Origin of the sequence: Sphingopyxis sp., from assembly GCF_965279725.1 — a bacterium.
Taxonomy (GTDB): domain Bacteria; phylum Pseudomonadota; class Alphaproteobacteria; order Sphingomonadales; family Sphingomonadaceae; genus Sphingopyxis.
Genome location: NZ_CBDIIL010000003.1, coordinates 1279774 through 1297971 on the forward strand (window position 1 = coordinate 1279774; position 18198 = coordinate 1297971).

The 18198-nt window shown below is 63.7% G+C and carries 23 protein-coding genes, 1 pseudogene and 1 riboswitch; of the genes and pseudogenes, 9 read left to right on the forward strand and 15 right to left on the reverse strand.

The features are described 5' to 3' along the window. The first annotated feature begins 58 nt into the window (after nt 1-58). The 7 genes from ung to ACQY6T_RS15090 all read left to right on the forward strand — a co-directional run bounded on the left by ung (nt 59) and on the right by ACQY6T_RS15090 (nt 3422). On the forward strand, nt 59-772 hold the full coding sequence (ung, locus tag ACQY6T_RS15060; RefSeq protein ID WP_428632039.1) for a uracil-DNA glycosylase: 714 nt from the start codon (nt 59-61) through the stop codon (nt 770-772). After that, nucleotides 769-1527 (forward strand): sulfite exporter TauE/SafE family protein, encoded by a 759-nt coding sequence (locus tag ACQY6T_RS15065; RefSeq protein ID WP_428632041.1) that lies wholly within the window; start codon nt 769-771, stop codon nt 1525-1527. The genes ung and ACQY6T_RS15065 overlap by 4 nt, the downstream gene beginning before the upstream one ends. Nucleotides 1528-1605: 78 nt before the next feature. Continuing rightward, a complete protein-coding gene (locus tag ACQY6T_RS15070) occupies nt 1606-1737 on the forward strand; it encodes a hypothetical protein (protein WP_428632043.1) in 132 nt (43 codons plus the stop codon). A gap of 33 nt (nt 1738-1770) precedes the next feature. Beyond that, nucleotides 1771-2052 (forward strand): DUF427 domain-containing protein, encoded by a 282-nt coding sequence (locus ACQY6T_RS15075; RefSeq protein WP_428632045.1) that lies wholly within the window; start codon nt 1771-1773, stop codon nt 2050-2052. A gap of 11 nt (nt 2053-2063) precedes the next feature. Continuing rightward, nucleotides 2064-2522, forward strand: coding sequence for a YaiI/YqxD family protein (locus ACQY6T_RS15080; RefSeq protein ID WP_428632048.1), 459 nt, complete (start codon nt 2064-2066; stop codon nt 2520-2522). Nucleotides 2523-2580: 58 nt separating this feature from the next. Beyond that, nucleotides 2581-2913 (forward strand): Mpo1-like protein, encoded by a 333-nt coding sequence (locus ACQY6T_RS15085; RefSeq protein WP_428632049.1) that lies wholly within the window; start codon nt 2581-2583, stop codon nt 2911-2913. Between the two features lie 80 nt (nt 2914-2993). Further along, entirely contained in the window at nt 2994-3422 is a 429-nt protein-coding gene (locus ACQY6T_RS15090) for an OsmC family protein (protein WP_428632051.1), read from the forward strand. On the opposite strand, the gene ACQY6T_RS15095 is transcribed toward ACQY6T_RS15090, so the two are convergent. From ACQY6T_RS15095 to ACQY6T_RS15110, 4 genes are all read right to left on the reverse strand, one after another. Further along, nucleotides 3419-3994, reverse strand: a complete 576-nt coding sequence (locus ACQY6T_RS15095) for a 2'-5' RNA ligase family protein (RefSeq protein WP_428632052.1) — start codon at nt 3992-3994, stop codon at nt 3419-3421. The two genes, ACQY6T_RS15090 and ACQY6T_RS15095, sit on opposite strands and share 4 nt — an antisense overlap. A gap of 88 nt (nt 3995-4082) precedes the next feature. Beyond that, nucleotides 4083-4697: a DUF6445 family protein gene (locus tag ACQY6T_RS15100; protein WP_428632054.1), complete on the reverse strand. Its 615-nt coding sequence runs from the start codon at nt 4695-4697 to the stop codon at nt 4083-4085. Between the two features lie 10 nt (nt 4698-4707). Beyond that, nucleotides 4708-5256 carry a hypothetical protein gene (locus tag ACQY6T_RS15105; protein WP_428632055.1) on the reverse strand — a complete coding sequence of 183 codons (549 nt, stop codon included), beginning with the start codon at nt 5254-5256 and terminating at the stop codon, nt 4708-4710. A gap of 27 nt (nt 5257-5283) precedes the next feature. After that, nucleotides 5284-6156 (reverse strand): hypothetical protein, encoded by an 873-nt coding sequence (locus ACQY6T_RS15110; protein WP_428632056.1) that lies wholly within the window; start codon nt 6154-6156, stop codon nt 5284-5286. 395 nt (nt 6157-6551) lie between these two features. Here ACQY6T_RS15110 and ACQY6T_RS15115 point away from each other — a divergent pair, with 395 nt between their 5' ends. Then, nucleotides 6552-6944, forward strand: a complete 393-nt coding sequence (locus tag ACQY6T_RS15115) for an arylamine N-acetyltransferase family protein (protein WP_428632058.1) — start codon at nt 6552-6554, stop codon at nt 6942-6944. Here ACQY6T_RS15115 and ACQY6T_RS15120 read toward each other — a convergent pair. The 5 genes from ACQY6T_RS15120 to ACQY6T_RS15140 all read right to left on the reverse strand — a co-directional run bounded on the left by ACQY6T_RS15120 (nt 6941) and on the right by ACQY6T_RS15140 (nt 10362). Continuing rightward, complete coding sequence (locus ACQY6T_RS15120) at nt 6941-7417, reverse strand: glycine zipper 2TM domain-containing protein (RefSeq protein ID WP_428632060.1); 477 nt, start codon at nt 7415-7417, stop codon at nt 6941-6943. The two genes, ACQY6T_RS15115 and ACQY6T_RS15120, sit on opposite strands and share 4 nt — an antisense overlap. A 109-nt stretch (nt 7418-7526) precedes the next feature. Continuing rightward, the gene (arr, locus tag ACQY6T_RS15125; RefSeq protein WP_428632061.1) at nt 7527-7952 is read right to left on the reverse strand and encodes an NAD(+)--rifampin ADP-ribosyltransferase; all 426 of its coding nucleotides are present in this window, start codon (nt 7950-7952) and stop codon (nt 7527-7529) included. A 68-nt stretch (nt 7953-8020) separates the two neighbouring features. Beyond that, complete coding sequence (locus ACQY6T_RS15130; RefSeq protein ID WP_428632063.1) at nt 8021-9367, reverse strand: DUF1963 domain-containing protein; 1347 nt, start codon at nt 9365-9367, stop codon at nt 8021-8023. A gap of 80 nt (nt 9368-9447) precedes the next feature. Then, the gene (locus tag ACQY6T_RS15135; protein WP_428632065.1) at nt 9448-9969 is read right to left on the reverse strand and encodes a Pvc16 family protein; all 522 of its coding nucleotides are present in this window, start codon (nt 9967-9969) and stop codon (nt 9448-9450) included. A gap of 84 nt (nt 9970-10053) precedes the next feature. Continuing rightward, on the reverse strand, nt 10054-10362 hold the full coding sequence (locus tag ACQY6T_RS15140; protein ID WP_428632067.1) for a hypothetical protein: 309 nt from the start codon (nt 10360-10362) through the stop codon (nt 10054-10056). Nucleotides 10363-11293: 931 nt separating this feature from the next. Between ACQY6T_RS15140 and ACQY6T_RS15145 the strand changes: the two genes are divergently transcribed. Beyond that, nucleotides 11294-11923, forward strand: coding sequence for a hypothetical protein (locus ACQY6T_RS15145; protein WP_428632070.1), 630 nt, complete (start codon nt 11294-11296; stop codon nt 11921-11923). A gap of 404 nt (nt 11924-12327) precedes the next feature. On the opposite strand, the gene ACQY6T_RS15150 is transcribed toward ACQY6T_RS15145, so the two are convergent. From ACQY6T_RS15150 to ACQY6T_RS15175, 6 genes and pseudogenes are all read right to left on the reverse strand, one after another. Continuing rightward, nucleotides 12328-13497 (reverse strand): DGQHR domain-containing protein, encoded by a 1170-nt coding sequence (locus ACQY6T_RS15150; protein WP_428632071.1) that lies wholly within the window; start codon nt 13495-13497, stop codon nt 12328-12330. A gap of 200 nt (nt 13498-13697) precedes the next feature. Next, nucleotides 13698-14066: pseudogene (locus tag ACQY6T_RS15155) on the reverse strand (phosphomethylpyrimidine synthase ThiC); the annotation flags it as partial. Nucleotides 14067-14078: 12 nt separating this feature from the next. Then, on the reverse strand, nt 14079-14759 hold the full coding sequence (locus ACQY6T_RS15160) for a CHASE3 domain-containing protein (RefSeq protein WP_428632073.1): 681 nt from the start codon (nt 14757-14759) through the stop codon (nt 14079-14081). Between the two features lie 42 nt (nt 14760-14801). Continuing rightward, nucleotides 14802-16694 carry a phosphomethylpyrimidine synthase ThiC gene (gene thiC, locus ACQY6T_RS15165; RefSeq protein WP_428632075.1) on the reverse strand — a complete coding sequence of 631 codons (1893 nt, stop codon included), beginning with the start codon at nt 16692-16694 and terminating at the stop codon, nt 14802-14804. Between the two features lie 45 nt (nt 16695-16739). After that, nucleotides 16740-16851: riboswitch (TPP riboswitch) on the reverse strand. A 60-nt stretch (nt 16852-16911) separates the two neighbouring features. Next, nucleotides 16912-17409: a cupin domain-containing protein gene (locus ACQY6T_RS15170; protein ID WP_428632078.1), complete on the reverse strand. Its 498-nt coding sequence runs from the start codon at nt 17407-17409 to the stop codon at nt 16912-16914. 12 nt (nt 17410-17421) lie between these two features. After that, nucleotides 17422-18180 carry an iron-containing redox enzyme family protein gene (locus ACQY6T_RS15175; RefSeq protein WP_428632080.1) on the reverse strand — a complete coding sequence of 253 codons (759 nt, stop codon included), beginning with the start codon at nt 18178-18180 and terminating at the stop codon, nt 17422-17424. Nucleotides 18181-18198 lie beyond the last annotated feature (18 nt).

Consider the following 18198-nt stretch of genomic DNA (forward strand, 5'->3'; position numbering starts at 1 on the left):
TTCGCGCTGCTTTCGGCTGGGGCTGGACAAGCCGACGCTCCTCTGGTGAAGCGCGCGGATGGCCGAGGTCAAACTGCATCCCGACTGGCTCGCACGCGTCGGCGGCGAGTTCGAGCAGCCCTATATGGCGGCGCTCAAGACATTCCTCGCGAACGAGCGCGACAAGGGCAAGGTCATCTATCCGCGGCCGCGCGAATGGTTCGCGGCGCTTGACGCGACCCCGCCGCAGGAGGTGCGCGTCGTCATTCTCGGGCAGGACCCCTATCATGGGCCGGGGCAGGCGCATGGACTGTGCTTTTCGGTCCAGCCAGGGGTGCGTACCCCGCCGAGCCTGGTCAACATCTACAAGGAAATGTCGAGCGATCTGGGCATCGCGCGCGGTGCGCACGGCAATCTGCAGCATTGGGCGGAGCAGGGCGTACTGCTGCTCAACAATTGCCTGACGGTCGAGGCTGGGCAGGCGGCGTCGCATCAGGGCAAGGGGTGGGAAAAGTTCACCGACGCCGTTGTCGCGGCGGTCGCCGCCGATCCGGCGCCCAAGGTGTTCATCCTGTGGGGCAGCCATGCGCAGAAGAAGGCGGCACATGTCGTGGGGCTGGGCGCTGGCAGTCCGCACCTGATCCTGCGCGCGCCGCACCCCTCGCCCTTGTCGGCGCATAATGGCTTTTTTGGCTCGCGGCCGTTCAGCCAAGCCAATGATTTTCTGGCGGCGCATGGCCGGGGGGCGATCGACTGGCGGTTGCCTGATGTGCCGGAACCGGCTGCCGAATGAGCCTGCTGTCCGATCCGTTCACGCTGCTCGTGGTTGCGATCGCGGTGGTGCTGCTCGGGCTCGCCAAGGGCGGCCTGTCGGGGGTCGGCGCGCTGGCAACGCCGCTCGTCGCGCTGGTGTTGCCGCCGACGATTGCCGCGGCGCTGCTGCTGCCGATCCTGATCGTGCAGGACGTCGTCAGCGTCTGGTCGTTCCGCAAGACGTGGGACGGATGGATCATCGGCTGGATGTTGCCCGGCGCCGCGGTCGGCATCGCCGCCGGCTATTTTTACGCCGAGCGCGTCGACGAGGCGAAGCTGATGGCGGCATTGGGCGCCATCACGCTGGCGTTCGGGGTTTACCGGCTGTGGGTCGAGCGCGGCGGGCGGGTTGTTGCGGCGTCGACATCGCCGGGCTGGGTCGGCAGTCTGTTTGGTGTCGCGACCGGTTTCACCAGCCAGATCGCGCATGCGGGCGGGCCGCCGTTCCAGATGTGGGTGACGCCGCGCCGACTGCCGCACCTGGTGTTCGTCGGCACCAGTTCGATCCTGTTCGCCGCGATCAACTGGATGAAGGTGCCTGCCTATATCGCGCTGGGCGCTTTTCCGCATGAGGTACTGGTGGCGGCCGGATTGCTGATGCCATTGGCGATCGTTTCGACTTTGCTGACCGTGCGCTGGCTGAAACGGATCGACGGGGCGCGTTTCTATGTCCTGATCTATCTGCTGATGGTCCTGCTTGGCGCCAAGCTCTTGTGGGACGGGCTGGCGGGATAACAGGCGACGCGAGCCCGCAAAGCGCCTAAGCCATAAGGCGACGGGCACAGGCGCCCGCCGCCTTGCAAAGGTATGATCATGGCGAAGAGCCAGAAGAAATCGAGCCGCGAAGTCCGCAAGCCCAAGGCTGAAAAGCCCGCGAAGCAGAATGCGAGCAATCCATCGACCAAGGTCGGGGTGGTCGCGGGGCTCGAGAATATGAAGAAATAACCGCGCCGAGCGCGCGCGAGGCAGGAGGCGATCATGGTTCAGGCAATATGGAACGGCGCGGCCATCGCCGACAGCGACGCGACGGTCGTCGTCGAGGGCAATCATTATTTCCCGCGCGGCGCGGTCGATGCCGCCGTGCTGTCCGACAGCGCGACGACGAGCTTTTGCCCGTGGAAGGGCACTGCGCGCTACCATCATGTCACCGTCGACGGCCGGGTGAACGAAGACGCCGCCTGGTATTATCCCGATCCCAAGGATGCCGCGGCCGAGATCAAGGACCGCATCGCCTTTTGGAAGGGCGTCGAGGTCGGCTGACCATTATCCCCATGTCCGATGTGATACAGATCCTCGTCGATGCCGATGCCTGTCCGGTGAAGGACGAAATTTATCGCGTCGCGTGGCGGCACGAGGTGCCGGTGAAGGTGGTGAGCAACAGCCGGCTGCGCGTCCCCGATCATGCGCTGATCGAACGGATCGTCGTGTCGGACGGTTTCGACGCCGCCGACGACTGGATCGCCGAGGCGGCCAATGCGCACAGCGTGGTGATCACCGCCGACATCCTGCTCGCCGACCGCGCGCTGAAAGCGGGGGCGACGGTGCTGGCGAACACGGGCAAGCCGTTTACCATGGCGTCAATCGGCCCGGCGATCGCGACGCGGGCGATCATGGCCGATTTGCGCGCCGGGGGCGACCAGATCGGCGGGCCTGCGCCCTTTTCAAAAGCCGATCGGTCGCAATTTTTGCAGGCGCTCGACAGCGCGCTGGTCCGGCTCAAGCGCGGGTAGCGGCGGGCTTTGGCGCCGCCGGCTTGACCCTCTGGCGAAACCGCCGCATCCTCCCGCCATGCCCCGGCTCTATACGACCTTCGCCGAATTCTGGCCTTTTTACCTGCGCGAGCACAGCAAGGCGTCAACGCGGGCGCTCCATTATGTCGGGACCAGCCTGGTCTTGCTGATCGCGATCGCGGCGTTGGTGAGCGGGCGCTGGGCGTGGCTGATCGCGCTGCCGCTGGCAGGCTATTTTTTCGCTTGGGCGGCGCATTTCGGGGTCGAGAAGAACCGGCCAGCAACCTTCACCTATCCGCTGTGGAGCCTCGCCGCCGATTTCAAAATGTGGGGGCTGTGGCTGACCGGGCGATTGGGCGGCGAGCTCGACAAGGCCGGAGTGCCGCGCTGACGTCTTTTCGTCATTCGCGCGGCGCATGCTAGGCTGACCGCCCCGAGTCCCAATCCGTCCGCTTTCCCAAGGAGACACCCATGACCGTCAATCGCGCATCCGCCCGTTACGAAGGCTTTGGCAAGGAAGGCAAAGGGTCGATCACGACCAAGTCGGGGGTGCTCGACAAGCAGGCCTATGGGTTCGGGACGCGGTTCGAAGGTTTGCCGGGGACCAATCCCGAGGAGCTGATCGCGGCAGCGCACGCGGCTTGCTTCACCATGGCGCTGTCATTCGGGCTCGCGCGCGCCGGCTATTCGGGCGACACGCTCGAAACCAGCGCGGAGGTGACGCTCGATGCGATCGAGGGCGGTTTCGAAATCAGCAAGTCGGCGCTGACGCTGACCGGCAAGGTGCCGGGGATCGGCGCCGAAGAATTCGCAAAAATCGCCAAGGAAGCCGAAATGAACTGCCCGGTGTCGAAGCTGCTCGATTGCGAAATCACCCTCGATCACAAACTCGAGGCTTAAGCGGCGCAGCGCAGAGGTGACGGTAGCGCGTCGTCCATGAAGTCGAAAGCGGCCTGTGCCGGTGCAAGCAAGGGCCAGCGCTGAAGGACACGGTGCCGACCGTGACCGACATGGCTTTCGATCAGGACGAGTTCGCGCGGAATCCAGTTCCACGCGACCGGCACCGGGTCGAACGGGTGCTTGCCATAGCCGAGCGTGATATGCGGCCGAAGGCCCGACCGGCGGTACCACGGGGCGATCTCATACGGTGCGAGGTGCGCAACGAGCGCCTCGTAGAACAGGCGAATGTTCGCAACACTGCCGACCGTGACGAGTTCGGCGCCTGCATCCTTGCTGACGATGCGGCCAAAGGGAATGCAACTTGCGGCGGGCAGTCCCGCCTCGAAAGCGCTCGCGACACGCTGTCGCAGGAAAGGGTGCGGCACTTGCGTCTCGTCGATCGTGCAGAGCGTCAGATGATAGAGCTGTGGTTTCAGCCCGGCGAACAGATCGCCCGACACCGACGGCAACTGCCGCGCCAGCCAGCCGGCGCGGTCGGTGGGAACCTGAAAGCCCAGGAAATATCGAAACATCGGTGACACCATCCTTCCTCCGAATCGGATAATGTTCCCATTATGTTCTCATTGACCGCGAGAGTCGAATCACGTTCTTCGCTTGGCGTCAGCTTTGCAGTGCGGCGGCGAAGAACATCAGATAGACGAGCCGGCCGTCGGCGGGAGTGGTGCCGAAACCCGCCGCGCTGTTGTGGAACATCCAGGGGCTGAACAGGATCAGCCGGTTGCAACGCATCGGCGCGGTAAAGCTTTTCTCCCAACGCGCCGGGGTGGCGGTATCGCGGTTCACGACGTCGCCGACCAGCTGGTTGATGTCATCATATCCGGCAGCGACGATGCCGTCGCGGGTCGCCGGCACGCGGTCGAGTCCGGTGCGGCGGTGGCGGTAGAAATCGGTGCCGCCGCGGCAATGTTCGGGCAGGCTGAGGTAGAGGATGCCCGAATAGAAAGCGGGGTCGATATGGACGCCGCTGCGCCCGCGATCACCCTTCAGCGTCAGGCGGCAATGGCCGTGGAGGGTACCCGGGGCGCCGACGACCGCGGTGCCGACGATGCGCGAGACATAGTCGTCGAGCCCTTTGATCGGCAGCGCGCGCGCCGACACGACCCCGGGATAATTGGCCTGACCGTCCTTTTCGTCATAGCCGAGCGCCAGCGCCTGGCGCCGCAGTTCGTGCGGGTCGGCGGCGAAATCATCGATCATGACGAAGGCGGGGGTCATGGGTGGATCCTCAGGTGCCGACGAGCAGGTCCCATTCCTCGGACGGGGTGTACGGACTGTCGCCAACATCGGGCAGCTTGCTGCGGTTTTCCTGCCACTCTTGATGGTGGTTGCGCAGGATATAGATGACGAATTTCGACGACGCCTCGTCGCGCGCGACGGGCGGGATCGCTGCATCATCGGCGGCGAGCGTTTCGAGCGCTGCGAGTCGCTCGCGCGGGCAGCGCAGCACCAGACTGGTCCACAGCCCATCCGCGTCATGGCTGCCCTCGAACGCCGATTTGACGCCGACATCGAACAGGCGTTGGCGTAGGGCGCGTATTTCGGGATCATTATCTAGCGCGGTGACGCGGGCAACGGTGCTCGCACTCCACGCCTCTGCGTCGGGACCTGCCGCATCGGCGTGCGCGACGCGGTCGCTCACCGCGATGCGATCTTCGGCATTGCCCGGGAATTGCAGCGCGCAGCTGGTCAGAGCGACCAGCGCGATGCGCGGTCGTAACGCCAGTGCCAGCCGCTTCTTCGCGGCGTCGATATCCAAAGCTTCACCCGCTGCCATATGCTCTCATAATCTCTTTGCCCATCATCAGGAGCCGACGGGGCGCGGCGCCGTGCCGCCATCGCCGCTTTCCAGTTCCTGTTCCATCGCGCGGCCGATTTCGGAGCGCTGCGACGGGGCGTAGAGGTTGTTGGGGCTGGAATAAAGCCCCTTGAGAAAGCCAAAATCCCATTGGGTCAAGGTAATCGGTACCTCGCTGTCGGCAGCGGCGTCGAGCACGCGCAGGATCGTTGCGGGCCCCGACGCATCGATCCGCGCTGGATCGATGCGAGCAAAGGCGCGCATGGCGGCATAGTCGGCCAACTGCGTGGTCGACAATCCCTCGAGGGCGCCGCTTTCGATGACGACGACCGCCGCCATGAAGGCCGGCCGGGCCGCGGCGGTGATGCGCGACGGGCTGCGCGTCGAACGGTTGATCGGCGTATCGCCCTCGTTGGAGATCGGTCGGCCATCGCCGTTCACCGTCGTCTGAATCTGCCACGCTGTTGCAGGTCCGGGTTCGGCGATGATTTTGCGCACCTGCGTCGGTGTCCGGTCCCCGAACATATAATAGTGCTTCTTGCCCAACGCCTTGAGGAATGCGGGCTTGTCGGCGGCGACCACGACAACCAGATTGGGTTTGCAATCGGGTGCGGCAACATCGAGCCCGATCCCTTTGGCAACCGCACGAATGCGGTCGCGAACGGCGGCGCGCTGTGCGTCGGCCATGCCAAAGGCACCGGGGCAGACGGCCGTTTCAAAGCGCGCGATTTGCCCGCGCGGCGACGCCGGGGTCAGCGCACCGACGAAGGACTCGATCTGTTGTTCGACATCCCGCTGGCCGATGACGACGATCGGGGCGTCGTCCTGCGCGGCGGCGGGCGAGGTGATCAGGGCGATAGCGAACAGGGCGAAACGCATGACAAGCTCCCGAAGAACTGGGGATGATCAGGGCGTCGAAGCCCAGCGGCGGGACGGGCCGCTGCCGAAACTTCGACTGCACCGACAATGGCTTGGTCAGACGCGCCGGTCGCGGTGCCTTCGACAAGGCGCTGATGCGCACCGACCAGCGGGCAGGCGGCAACGATGCGATCACAAGGCTTGATCTCAACCGGGGTTGAGCTTTCATAAGCGTCCGCAGCTGGTTCAGCGTCCGCAGCTGGTTCGCGAATGGAGTCTTTGCCGATGTTACACGATCCCGCTTCCCATATGCCAAACGCCGACGATGACACTGCGGCGCCCTCGGAAGCGGCGCCTTTGCTGCCCCGCTATCTGGCGCGGGGGGCTATGGTGGTCCGGTCGCGCCAACGCTCGATGTGCTCGCCGCGCTCCAGGCGGCCCATATCGATGCCATCACGTTCGAGGCGATCGACGCACTGACGGGCGTAGGGATCGATATCGGCGCCGCCGCGGTGGACGCCAAGCTGATCGGTCGGCGCCGCGGTGGTTATTGTTTCGAACAAAATGATCTGTTCCTGCCGGTGCTCAACGCGATCGGCTTCGATGCCGAAGGGCTGTTGGGCCGGGTGCGCCGGATGTTGCCCGACGATGCGCCGCCCAGCCCGCGCACGCATAGGGTGGTGCGGGTGAAAATAGACGGGCAGCCGTGGTTGGCCGATGTCGGGTTCGCGCGGCGGTACAGCGCAGCTGGCGCGCCGCGATCGAACGCGCCGCGACCGCCGAGATCGGCGCCTAGCCGCGCTGACTAGCGGCAGCGCACGTCGTTGTTATTGCCGCTGCGCTCGATCGCCCGGCCCGCAACCGCGCCGCCGATCGCGCCGAGCACGGTGCCCAGCGTCTCCGACCCGCCCGGCGCGATGACGTTGCCCGCGACGCCGCCGGCAATGCCGCCGACGATCAGCCCGGTCGAACCGTCATTGCGGCGGCAGTAATATTTATTGTCGCGGCCGCGATAGACGCGGTCGTTGCTCGACAGACGGCGTTCCTTGTAGCGGCGGTCGCTGCGGTAATAATTGTCCGCATAATAGCCGCCGTGGCGCGGGTCGGGGCGGTCATAGTCGTAATTGCCATATTGGGTGTAGGTATCGCGGTCGTAATAGCCATAGCCGCCATCGTCATAGCGCCCGGCCCCGGCGCCAACACCGCCATAAAGGCCGTTCGAGGCGCAGCCCGCGACCAGCACGGTCGCCGCGGCGAGGGGGATCATCATCATCTTTTTCATCAAGGTCTCTCCAATGGGGCTCTGTGCAAGACATGTGGGGTGGCTTGCTTACCCCTCTGGTTGATAGACCCGCGGTGGCGAGCATAGTTCCGCGCCGCTGCCCGTGCGGTTAGTCGATGATCGTCGCGCCGTCAGCCTTCAGCCGGGCGACATTGGCCTTCATCGCCTGCAACACTTCGGGTGGGTGCGGGGTCCAGCTTTCGACCTCGCCGACAATGCGCAGCGGCGACCGGCTGCGATAGCTGCGGGTCGGGTTGCCGGGGAATTTCTGGTCGGTTAGGTTAGGGTCGTCGAACCAGTCGCCTGTGGGCTCGACGATATAGATGCGTTCACGCCCGTCACCCGCCGCGAGTTCGCAACCCCAGATCGCCGATTCGAGCGCGGCCGAGAAATAGATCCACGACAGCGGCGCTGCCTGAAAATTGCTGCCCCAGCCGACCGCGAGCAGGTCGCCGACGGCCAGGTCGGCGCGGGTGCCGTGGTAGAACGTCGCGTCGGCGTCGGGGCCGGTCGGAACAAGCGGCGGGGTGGTCATCGGATCACGGCTCCTTCGTCCTTTTTCGGACGCGCGTTGAAGCATGGCGCGGCGCCGGGGAAAAGGGTTCAATGCCCCGCGAGCGTCGCCCAGACCTTGGTGAAATCGCGCCGAGCCAGATCGTCGGGGGCAATCCAGAAGGTCGCGTTGCCGACGTCGCCGAACATCCAGCCGAGCGCATCCTCGCTCGCGAAATTAAGCAGGCACACGGTGGGATCGTCCAGCGCGAGCGGTTCCTGCGCCGAGGGGGCATGCCCCAGCATCTGCGAAAACTTCGTCCCCAGCGAGGTGAAGCCGCTGAAATAAAAGCGCATTGCGGCATAGCTATGGTCCGACAGATGCGCGGCGCGACCGCGGTCGCCGGCGTAGGTGCGGATTGTGGCGACCAGCGAGGCGAATATGACGCGTTCGGTGCCCATGCTCAGCGGGCCGTCGATGGCGGGATCGCGCACACCCTCCAGCCAAGCGCGAAATTCGGCGCGATCGCTTTCGGGAACGGGGGCATCCATCCCCGCGGCGTTCGACCGCTTCAGCCAGGCATCGGCGCGGGTGAACAGCTGGGCCTGTAGCGCGGGGTCGGACCCCAGCAGGATCGTCGGGCGGTGTAGGATGGCGCGCGCCGCATAATGGACCGCGATCCAGCGCTGCGGATACGCCTGCGGCCCCGTCTCCGCGTGGAAGAAGATCGCGCTCGCGGCCTTTCCTTTCAGCTTGTAGCTCGGCTCGCCTTCGTAAATTTGCCCGGTCGCCCGCGCGAAGGTTTCGGTGCGTAACGCCTCCAGCTCGGCGCCGTAATCGCGCAGCTGGATCTCGCGGTCCTGCCAGGTCTTTTCGGGGGCGGGCCGCAGATAGCCGATCAGTTTTGCGCGCCAATCGCCGGCCGCCTCCGCAAGTGAGTTGGGGTCGGCGTCGGGCCAGCTGTCGATCGGCACCGGATCGATCGGCCATTCGACATGGACATTGGGGCCAGGTTCGCCGTTGCGCAGATAATCGCTCCACGCAGTGTAGGGCTGATGGCCGCCGCCGATCGGTGGCAAGTCTGCCGGGGCGGGCCGCGGCGGCGTCGCGGCAAAGGCGTCGAGGACATAAAGGACGCGGCAATCGTCGCTGGCGGACCCTTCGTAATTCCAGATCTGTTCCTCATCGTCGCGGCCGAAAAAGAACAGCATCCCGCGATCGGGCAGCGGGGTCGCAAAGCCGATGTCGGCGCAATCGATCTGGGCCAGGAAATGCAGCGGCACCCCCTTTGACGTGACCGGCCAGGGGTGATGCGCGGGCAGGTTGGGCAGCCCGCCGAACTTGCTGTGCGTCACCCGCCCGCGGTGCGGCGGATAGGGGCGGCGCAGCAGCACGGCGTCGCGGCGATAGCGGCGGAAATGCGCCGCGGTGCGCGGATCGGAAACGGCGTCGGTCATCAGGCGGCTCGCAAGCAATGGGCGCGGGCAGGAAAGGCAATTCGGCAACGCTTGTCAAACCGTGCGATGTCCCGGTGGCATTACGGGCTTGGCGGGTCGGCGGCGGCGATGAGGACGGGTGAGGCGATCAGGTGGAGCGAGGGCTGGTGGGGGATCGCGAACAGGCCCGACCACAGCGCCGCGGCGTCGGTCGGGGTGGGATAGTGCGGGGTCAGCCTGACCGGCTCGGCGGGCAGCGGAGTGACCCGGCCCGGCGCCGCGAGCTCGGGATAGCCGCCGTCGGCCGCGCAGACCGCCGCCAGCATTGCGCGGGTCAGCAACGCATGATCGGCAAACGCCGCGGCGAGCGCGCCGAGCAGCCGCATACTCGCCAGTCGCTCCCCGCCGGGATCGCGCGCGGGCTGGTCGGTATTCCGCCACGCCGCATTGGCGGCGAGGTGATAGAGGGTGAGCGTGACCGCGGGGTCGCTGGCAGCCCCCGCACCGGCCGCGCGCGGCGGGCCGATCTGCACCGCGGTGCCGGGGAGGATCGCCGCGACCGCGGCCTCGGTCAGCGCATGGAGCGCGGCGGTGACGATGGCAAAGCCCTGATGATCGGCCATATCTGTCTCCTTCGCGCACCGCTATGCGCGGCGTCGCGGCGGATGCAGCCTAGGCGGCGGCGGGCGATGTGCAAGCGCGGCGCATCATTCCACATCGTCGGAGGGATCGAGCCGCACCGTCCACATCGGCTGGCCGTCGGGCGACAGCGCGATGTCGTGGCTGGGGACCATGTCGGCCCCGGTCTCGATCCACCCGCGCCCGTCGCACTTGGGGCAGGGGACGCGGATCGAGCGGTGGCTGATCAGGTCGATCTGGCTGTTCCACTGGCCATGCCCGGCGCAGACCGGGCAGCGGACGTCGAGATCGCCGCTCCTGTGGCGCACCGAAATGCCGTCGAGCGCGTGCGGATCGTGCGGGCCGGTGCAATGGACGATGTTCGAGGCGTGGGACATGATTGGCCTTCCTGCGCTGTCCGGCGAGGATAAGCGCCGGTGCCGATGTCGGCAAGCGAGCGGAACGCAACCTTTAAAGCCTCGTCACCCCGGGCTTGACCCGGGGCCCGCCTCGTCTTTGATCCGGCCGCGAAAGAACGAAGGCGGGTCCCGGGTCAAGCCCGGGGTGACGGTGGTGTAAGTGGCCACGTCCGCTTCTCACGCCAAAGCCGTCGCGTCGTCAGCCCGCACCCCCGCGAAGCGGCCAGCGGCCATGTTCAACATGGGTGATCTTGCCGACGATGCTTTCCACAAGCAAGATCTCGTCGACCGTCCAGCCGATCGGCGGCCTTGTCTTGCCCGAGGTCTGAGTGCCTAGCCGGTTGCCGCGATAGTTGGCGCCTGACGTATTTCGGGGATGTGCGGTTCGGGCGTGGTGCCGTCCATGATCGGCGCCTTCTCGTGGCAAGCAGATGGCTGACCAGCGCCTTCTGGAACGCCCGCGCTCCGGCCAGCGGATCGCGCGTGCGCAGCGTCACCGCCTTGCGGTTCTCGATCCGGTCGAAGCGGAGCAGGAAGGGCGGCGCGACGAAGCCGTCCAGCGCGGCGCCAAGAGTCGTTGGGGGTCGCGGGCAGCCACTCGGACGGCGCAGTGTGCAGGTCGTAGAGCGAGATCAAAGTAACATGGAGGAGGTGGGGGCCGCGCGAAGGATCGTTGCGGGGCATCGCGGCGATCTGCGCCTGCACTTCCGGAGGCGGCTTGGCCATGACGTAGAGGGGATTTCGGGCGCGCATGGCTGGGGATGTAGCATGATGTGGCCGCTGGGCTGACTGCCGGTTGCCCGATTCGGGCCGCGAAATAAGACGTACAGAGCAGGTCGAAGGTAAAATTGAGTCTTTTGAGTCACTTATAAAAAGTTGACTAACTCCATGATTATGCTAATATTTTTATATGGATGCGACATATAATTTGAATGGTGGGTTTAAGCCCACTGCCAAGCGCTTTGCTGATTTGGATGGGCCGGATTTCTTTCCCACGCCGGCGTGGGCGACCGAAGCTCTCATCGACAATGAGCGTTTTGACGGTGACCTCTGGGAGTGCGCTTGCGGAAACGGCGCAATGTCCGAAGTGCTCGAAAGCGCATCATCCAATGTCTATAGTAGCGACCTATTCGATCGCGGATATGGCGATGCGGGCGTCGATTTTCTCGAAGCAGAAAAGCGGTTCGACAACATTGTGACGAACCCGCCTTACAACGCCGCCGAGGGCTTCGTTCAAAATGGTTTGAAATTGGCCAACAGGAAATTTGCCCTGCTTTTGCGACTGGCTTTTCTCGAAGGTTCCAATCGCCAACGAACGATTTTCAGCGAAACACCACCTGCGCGAGTTTGGGTGTTCAGCGAACGGATCACCTTCTACCCAGCGGGTGCTGAAATAAAGGGTTCCGGAACCACTGCATATGCGTGGTTTGTTTGGGACAAGGATGCTCCAAGTGTGACGGAACTGAAATGGTTCGAGCCCGGCTATAAAAGCAAAGGCCATAGCCGAAATTCTCAGATACTACAGCCCGAGCTTTTTTAGATGGGCTTGTCCGACGGGCGTGACTGCATAGCCACGCCGGGGTACGTGTTGGAGATAACCTGAGTTTATATAGTTTCCATCAGCTCCATGATGGGACTGTATATTGCGGATGATTTGATGCCACATCGGCTCACCATTGCGAGTCGAGGATGGTGCTAAGTCATCCGTGCTAAGTTTTAGATAATTTGGAGCTTCAGAGCGTGCGCGATAAAACGTGCAGATCCCTTTGGGCTGCTTTGCGGCTATCTGTAATACAGCGAAAGCTACATCGTCTTCCGTGACCCTAGGCATATCGGTCTCCCTATTTATATGGTTTGGACGGCCCCTAGAACATTTCAAGTATCGGATTGTGCCAAATTGGACGCTTCGAAGGGGGTGCGAGAATGCCCGCACCCCACTTCATTTCAATCGAGCATTTGAGGGAGGCGATTGCGCAGTTTTGCGATGAGAACTCGCCTGCCAGAGCTGCTGCTATATTGCCCTGCAGCGCCGTCAGCGCCTGCGGCCCAAAACTCCACGCCCTCAACTATGTTGCCTGCAGCTGTTTCTCCGGTCGTGCTGGTCAGGGTCTCTTCAAGTAGCGCTTCGAATGCATCGGGATCGGTCGTCGATAATCCTCGATCTCGCACCAATTCTAATACTTCAGGCATCAACGTGTGCATCACTATCACGCCGACGCCTTTTTGGATTGAATAGTCGGTGGGGTGATCAAATGCATCGCGCAACGCGTTGCGAATTCCTTCCCAGAAGGCTTCTAACACTCTTAGTTGCTGGTCAGATTTCAGGCGGCTGAAATACGGTGATCCGAGAACCGGTTTAAGAGAAGCGACCATAGACGCGGACGTGATAACTGTTTCACCTTTGTCCATGCCCGGCAGGCGAATGCGGTTTTTCCAGACCGACGATTCGACCGCTAGTCGTTCAACAATTCCCTGCCCGCTTACTTGCCACGCCCTTCCGCGTTCTTCCAATGCCTCTATCAGGCCATCTTCGGTTTCCGCGCGCTTTTTCAACAGTGCATAAGCTAGGTCAGTTCTAACGGCCTTGGCATTCGAATTCACCTGATAGAACTGCTCCATTTCCTCGTCTTCGTCCGCGCCAACCATACAAGTGAACGGTATTTCATGGTTGAGAAGATTACGATGACCATCATCAACTGCCTTACCAAGCGCGAGGAGGCGATGTTGTCCATCAACAACATGAAAGGCATTTGCTCCCTCCCCAATTTCCGAAAGGCTCAATAGGCCGTTCCTTATTGCGGAAATTGCACTCTTTGATCGAATATTGAGGAGGATCGCAGTCGGAAAATCGACCCGGCCCTTTTTGATCTCTGTCGCAAAAGAACTTACTCGGGACATTGCCGGCTGCCGCTGGTAGCCGCGCTTCGTCGTATAGTTATAATAGGGAATTTCATATCGTCCCAGTAGCGAACCAAACGGGATCATTCCCACTATGAGGGGAGTCCCTGAACGCAACGTGGGGCCGACAACGACACCGATTTCGCTAGGGCCTTCGTAAGGCTCGAACTCGTCTTCCAGCATGACATCCACCTCAATCTCTGCTAAATCTTCCATTACTTCGATCCTTCCATGGTTTTGAAGTCGGGGCCCCGCCAGATCCAACCTGGCGGGGCCTTTTTGCGTGGCGGAACTGCCACGCCGACCGCTATGAAAAAAAAGGATCTTCGCGTCAAGATCTTTTTTATAGGATCCTAATATTCAGATCCTTTTCTGAGGATCTTCCATATTGTTCAATGACGTGTTACTGCTTCGCATCAATCGCGCTCGCGCCCGCCCGCACCCATATATAGCTCGCTCCCCGTCTCCTTAAACAGCTCGCTCATCTCCGCCATGCCTGCCTCGACTTCGCTCGGCACAAGCTTTTCGGCTTCCTCGGCGGCGAGGAAGTTTTCGGCGGGCTGGTTCTGCTTGGCCGCAAATTCGCGCACTTCCTGGCTGATCTTCATCGAACAGAATTTCGGGCCGCACATGCTGCAGAAATGCGCGGTCTTGGCGCCTTCTGCCGGCAAGGTCTGGTCGTGATATTGCTCCGCCGTATCGGGATCGAGCGACAGGTTGAACTGGTCGCGCCAGCGGAATTCGAAGCGCGCTTTCGATCGTGCGTCGTCGCGGACCTGTGCGGCATGGCAACGACACTATCGCACCCCTGCCCGCCTCCGCCGCCGCGCGCGCAGCTGGAGCAGGAACGCGGCGAGGCGGGCGGTGAGCGCGAGGGCGATGCCGAGGATGATCACCGCGAACAGCCGCTGTTCGGTGCGGTGCATCGCGTCGACGCGGGTTTCGAGGAGGGCGCTTTCGGTGGCGCGCATGGCGGCGATGACGGTGCGGAAGCTGTCCATCGTCTGTTTGCCCTCGTCGCTCGCGACCAATGTTCGCGCGGCGGCGAAGCCCTGGGTGCGCATCGCGGCGATGGTGGCGTCGACTTCCGCCAGTTTTTGCTGGCTGAGGGTGCGGGCGCGGGCGATGCGCGCGCCCTGGCCCGGATTGTCGCGCACCAGCCGTTCGAGCCGCGCGGTGCCGGGTTCGATCGCGGTCCGCGCGGTGCGATAGGGGGCGAGATAGGCTTCGTTCCCGGTGATCAGGTAACCGCGCTGGCCGGTCTCGATATCCTGCATCGTCGACAGCACATCGTTGATCGCGGTGTTGACGCGCAGCGAATGGGTGACGAGCGCGCGGGTGGTGGCGAGCGAGCGGGTGTAGCTGATGTTCAGCGCCGCGCTGCCGGCCAGCGCGACGATGACCGGCAGCAGGCCGATCAGGCTGGCTTTGCCGAACAGGTGCCGCCGCAGCCTTTGCCAGCGGGTGGCGAGCGTCATGCGGCGGGCGGGTGCGGCGCGCGGGGCGGCCGCCGCCGCCCGTCAGTCATGCTCGCGGTCGCCCTGACCCAGATAGAGTTCGCGGCCCGATTCTTCATAGACCTCGCTCATTTGCGCCATGCCTTTTTCCGCTTCCTCGACGGCGATGAAGCCTTCGGTGTCCTGATTTTGCAAGCGGGCAAATTCCCGCACTTCCTGGCTGATCTTCATCGAACAGAATTTCGGCCCGCACATGCTGCAGAAATGGGCGGTCTTGGCGCCTTCGGCGGGGAGCGTCTGGTCGTGATATTGCTCCGCCGTGTCGGGGTCGAGCGACAGGTTGAACTGGTCGCGCCAGCGGAATTCGAAGCGGGCTTTCGATAGCGCATCGTCGCGGACCTGCGCGGCGGGGTGGCCCTTGGCAAGGTCGGCGGCGTGGGCGGCGAGCTTGTAGGTGACGACGCCGACCTTCACATCGTCGCGGTCGGGCAGGCCGAGATGCTCCTTGGGCGTGACGTAGCAAAGCATCGCGGTGCCGTACCAGCCGATCTGCGCGGCGCCGATGCCGCTGGTGATATGGTCGTAACCCGGCGCGATGTCGGTGGTGAGCGGCCCGAGCGTGTAGAAGGGCGCTTCGCCGCACGCTTCGAGCTGCTTTTCCATATTCTCCTTGATCTTGTGCATCGGGACGTGGCCCGGCCCCTCGATCATCACCTGGACATCCTGCGCCCAGGCGCGCTTGGTGAGTTCGCCCAGCGTGTAGAGCTCGGCGAACTGCGCCTCGTCGTTCGCGTCATAGATGCTGCCGGGGCGGAGGCCATCGCCGAGGCTGTAGGCGACGTCATAGGCCTTCATGATCTCGGTAATCTCGTCGAAGCGTTCGTAGAGGAAGCTCTCCTTGTGATGCGCGAGGCACCATTTCGCCATGATGCTGCCGCCGCGCGACACGATGCCGGTCATGCGCTTGGCCGCGAGGGGGACGTAGGGCAGGCGGACCCCGGCGTGGATGGTGAAATAGTCGACGCCCTGTTCGGCCTGTTCGATCAGCGTGTCGGCGAAGATGTCCCAGGTCAGATCCTCGGCGACGCCGCCGACCTTCTCGAGCGCCTGATAGATGGGGACGGTGCCGATCGGGACGGGCGAATTGCGGATGATCCATTCGCGCGTGTCGTGGATGTTGCGCCCGGTCGACAGGTCCATGACGGTGTCGGCGCCCCAGCGGATCGACCAGACCATCTTGTCGACTTCGGCCGCGACGTCGGATGCGACCGCGCTGTTGCCGATATTGGCGTTGATCTTGACGAGGAAGTTGCGGCCGATCGCCATCGGCTCACTTTCGGGGTGGTTGATGTTGCTGGGGATGATCGCGCGGCCCCTTGCCACCTCATCACGAACAAATTCGGGGGTGACATAATCGGGGATACTGGCGCCGAAGCTTTCGCCGTCGCGCTTATATTCGGCGAGGCGGGCGCGGCCGAGATTTTCGCGCTCGGCGACATATTCCATCTCGGGCGTGATGATGCCGCGGCGGGCGTAGTGCATCTGGCTGAGGTTCTGGCCGGGCTTGGCGCGCAGCGGACGGCGCAGTGCGGCGGGAAAGGGGGGCACGCCGCCCGAACGATCGGGGCCAAGCTGGCCATTATCCTCGGGCCGAACCGCGCGCGGGGCATATTCCTCGGCGTCGCCGCGCGCGAGCTGCCAGTCGCGGCGGATCATCGGGAGGCCGGCGTTGATGTCGATCGTCGCATTGACGTCGGTGTAGGGACCGCTGGTGTCATAGACCCGCACCGGCGCTTCGCCCGAATGCGGGTCGAGGTCGATCTCGCGCATCGCGACGCGGATGCCGCTGCCGGTCTGCGTCGCGACGTGGATCTTGCGGCTGCCGCGGATCGGGCCGGTGGTGACGCCGATCGGCTGGGCTTGCGCTTTGTCGAGGCGGGAATCGATGTCGGCCATGTGCAGTCGCTCCGTTGGTTATCGGAGCGAGAATGGGGATTCCGGCTTAGGAACGCCAACCCTCCCTCCGCCGGTATTATCCGGATCAGGTTCAACGGGTCGCGGTCTATTCCGCTCTCAACCGGCGATCACGCGCGCGGCTCCCCGGGGATGGGCGGACTATAAGCGGCGGCGCGCGCGCTGTCCATCGGCGCGCGCGCCGTCGATCAAGTGGTCGTCAGGCATGATCCAGCGCATCGACGCCATTCTCGGCCAACCGCGTGCGCTTGTCATAATCGCCGAGCACTGCCTTGGTCAGTCCGAAGTCGGTAATCGCCAGAATCACCAGCTCGTCGGTCGGCGACAGGTTCCGCGACTGATGAAAAACCCAGCGCGGGACGAAGGCGAGACCGCCGGGGTTCAGCGTCAGTTTTGCTTCACCGATGCGGACCTCGGCATTGCCGCTGATGACATAAAAGAGCGACTCATGCGCATGCTTGTGCAGCTCGTTGTTGCGGCCCGCGGCGATCCGCACCACCCGCGCATCGAACGCCTGGGTACCCGGAAAATCGAGGACGTCGACCGCAAAATCGATGCCCAGCTTGTCGTTGCGGTTGCGATAGATCTCGCGGTGATTGGTCCCCGGGTCGGCATGAAACGCCCCGACCGGCGCGTCCGCCGCAAGCGGCTGGCGCGCTTCGATATGGGTGATGAGGGTCAGCAGGTCGGCGTTCATTCGGCGGCCTCCCTAGGCCATCGCCATGGCAGGCCGCTCGGCGCGGGCGAGCGCGCGCTCGTAAAGCCAGTCCCAGAAGGACGAGCGCAGCGACAGCGCCTTGATCATCCCGCGGCGCAGATCGCCCTTGCCCGCCGGGGTCGCGGCAAAGGACAGCGAGATTTTTTCCAGCGCTTCCTGATGATGATCGTCGACCGCGGTGTGCAGCGGAAAGAAGACCGTGTCGCGCGGGCGGAGGTCGGTGCGCGCGAGCGCGGCCACGAAGGGGAGGTAGATGGTGCTGACGATATTTTCGGTGCCAAGGCCGAGCGCGCCCAAAGCTTCGGCGGCCGAGCCATGGGTCAGCGTGGTCAGAAAGGATTCGCGCCAGCACACGAGTTCGATCGCGTCATCCTCTGGCACATAGGGGGCGATGATGCCGGTGGCTTCGCGAAAGCGGCGGAACAATTGCGGATGCGGAATGCCTTCGATCCATTCGCGCTCGACGCCGACGGCGGCCAGTTCGGCATATTCCTCGTCGTCGTAGATGCCCGATTCCTCTGTCAGATTCTGAAGCAGGCTGTGGCGATGCGCGGGGGTTTCCAGTTTGGAAATCACGGTGGTCAGGTAGCGCGGGAAATGTAGCGAATAGCCGTAATAATGATCGGCAAAATCGCGCAACGCCCATTCCGTATCGGGCAGGTCATCGGCGCCAAGGGCCGCAAGATAGGGATGATGTACGGCGCGATGATTGAGAGATTCCTCAATCAAATCCTTTATTGAAACAGTCACACAGCCTCCTGAGTGTTT

Coding starts and splice junctions, on each gene's coding strand:
- ACQY6T_RS15110 (WP_428632056.1), bottom strand. CDS start 6,156: ATGCGTTTCGCCCTGTTCGCTATCGCCCTGATCACCTCGCCCGCCGCC.
- ACQY6T_RS15065 (WP_428632041.1), top strand. CDS start 769: ATGAGCCTGCTGTCCGATCCGTTCACGCTGCTCGTGGTTGCGATCGCG.
- ACQY6T_RS15105 (WP_428632055.1), bottom strand. CDS start 5,256: ATGGCAGCGGGTGAAGCTTTGGATATCGACGCCGCGAAGAAGCGGCTG.
- ACQY6T_RS15135 (WP_428632065.1), bottom strand. CDS start 9,969: ATGGCCGATCATCAGGGCTTTGCCATCGTCACCGCCGCGCTCCATGCG.
- arr (WP_428632061.1), bottom strand. CDS start 7,952: ATGACCACCCCGCCGCTTGTTCCGACCGGCCCCGACGCCGACGCGACG.
- ACQY6T_RS15145 (WP_428632070.1), top strand. CDS start 11,294: ATGGATGCGACATATAATTTGAATGGTGGGTTTAAGCCCACTGCCAAG.
- ACQY6T_RS15150 (WP_428632071.1), bottom strand. CDS start 13,497: ATGGAAGATTTAGCAGAGATTGAGGTGGATGTCATGCTGGAAGACGAG.
- ACQY6T_RS15160 (WP_428632073.1), bottom strand. CDS start 14,759: ATGACGCTCGCCACCCGCTGGCAAAGGCTGCGGCGGCACCTGTTCGGC.
- ACQY6T_RS15070 (WP_428632043.1), top strand. CDS start 1,606: ATGGCGAAGAGCCAGAAGAAATCGAGCCGCGAAGTCCGCAAGCCCAAG.
- ACQY6T_RS15100 (WP_428632054.1), bottom strand. CDS start 4,697: ATGACCCCCGCCTTCGTCATGATCGATGATTTCGCCGCCGACCCGCAC.
- ACQY6T_RS15090 (WP_428632051.1), top strand. CDS start 2,994: ATGACCGTCAATCGCGCATCCGCCCGTTACGAAGGCTTTGGCAAGGAA.
- ACQY6T_RS15120 (WP_428632060.1), bottom strand. CDS start 7,417: ATGAAAAAGATGATGATGATCCCCCTCGCCGCGGCGACCGTGCTGGTC.
- ACQY6T_RS15140 (WP_428632067.1), bottom strand. CDS start 10,362: ATGTCCCACGCCTCGAACATCGTCCATTGCACCGGCCCGCACGATCCG.
- ung (WP_428632039.1), top strand. CDS start 59: ATGGCCGAGGTCAAACTGCATCCCGACTGGCTCGCACGCGTCGGCGGC.
- ACQY6T_RS15080 (WP_428632048.1), top strand. CDS start 2,064: ATGTCCGATGTGATACAGATCCTCGTCGATGCCGATGCCTGTCCGGTG.
- ACQY6T_RS15170 (WP_428632078.1), bottom strand. CDS start 17,409: ATGAACGCCGACCTGCTGACCCTCATCACCCATATCGAAGCGCGCCAG.
- ACQY6T_RS15075 (WP_428632045.1), top strand. CDS start 1,771: ATGGTTCAGGCAATATGGAACGGCGCGGCCATCGCCGACAGCGACGCG.
- ACQY6T_RS15130 (WP_428632063.1), bottom strand. CDS start 9,367: ATGACCGACGCCGTTTCCGATCCGCGCACCGCGGCGCATTTCCGCCGC.
- ACQY6T_RS15085 (WP_428632049.1), top strand. CDS start 2,581: ATGCCCCGGCTCTATACGACCTTCGCCGAATTCTGGCCTTTTTACCTG.
- thiC (WP_428632075.1), bottom strand. CDS start 16,694: ATGGCCGACATCGATTCCCGCCTCGACAAAGCGCAAGCCCAGCCGATC.
- ACQY6T_RS15095 (WP_428632052.1), bottom strand. CDS start 3,994: ATGTTTCGATATTTCCTGGGCTTTCAGGTTCCCACCGACCGCGCCGGC.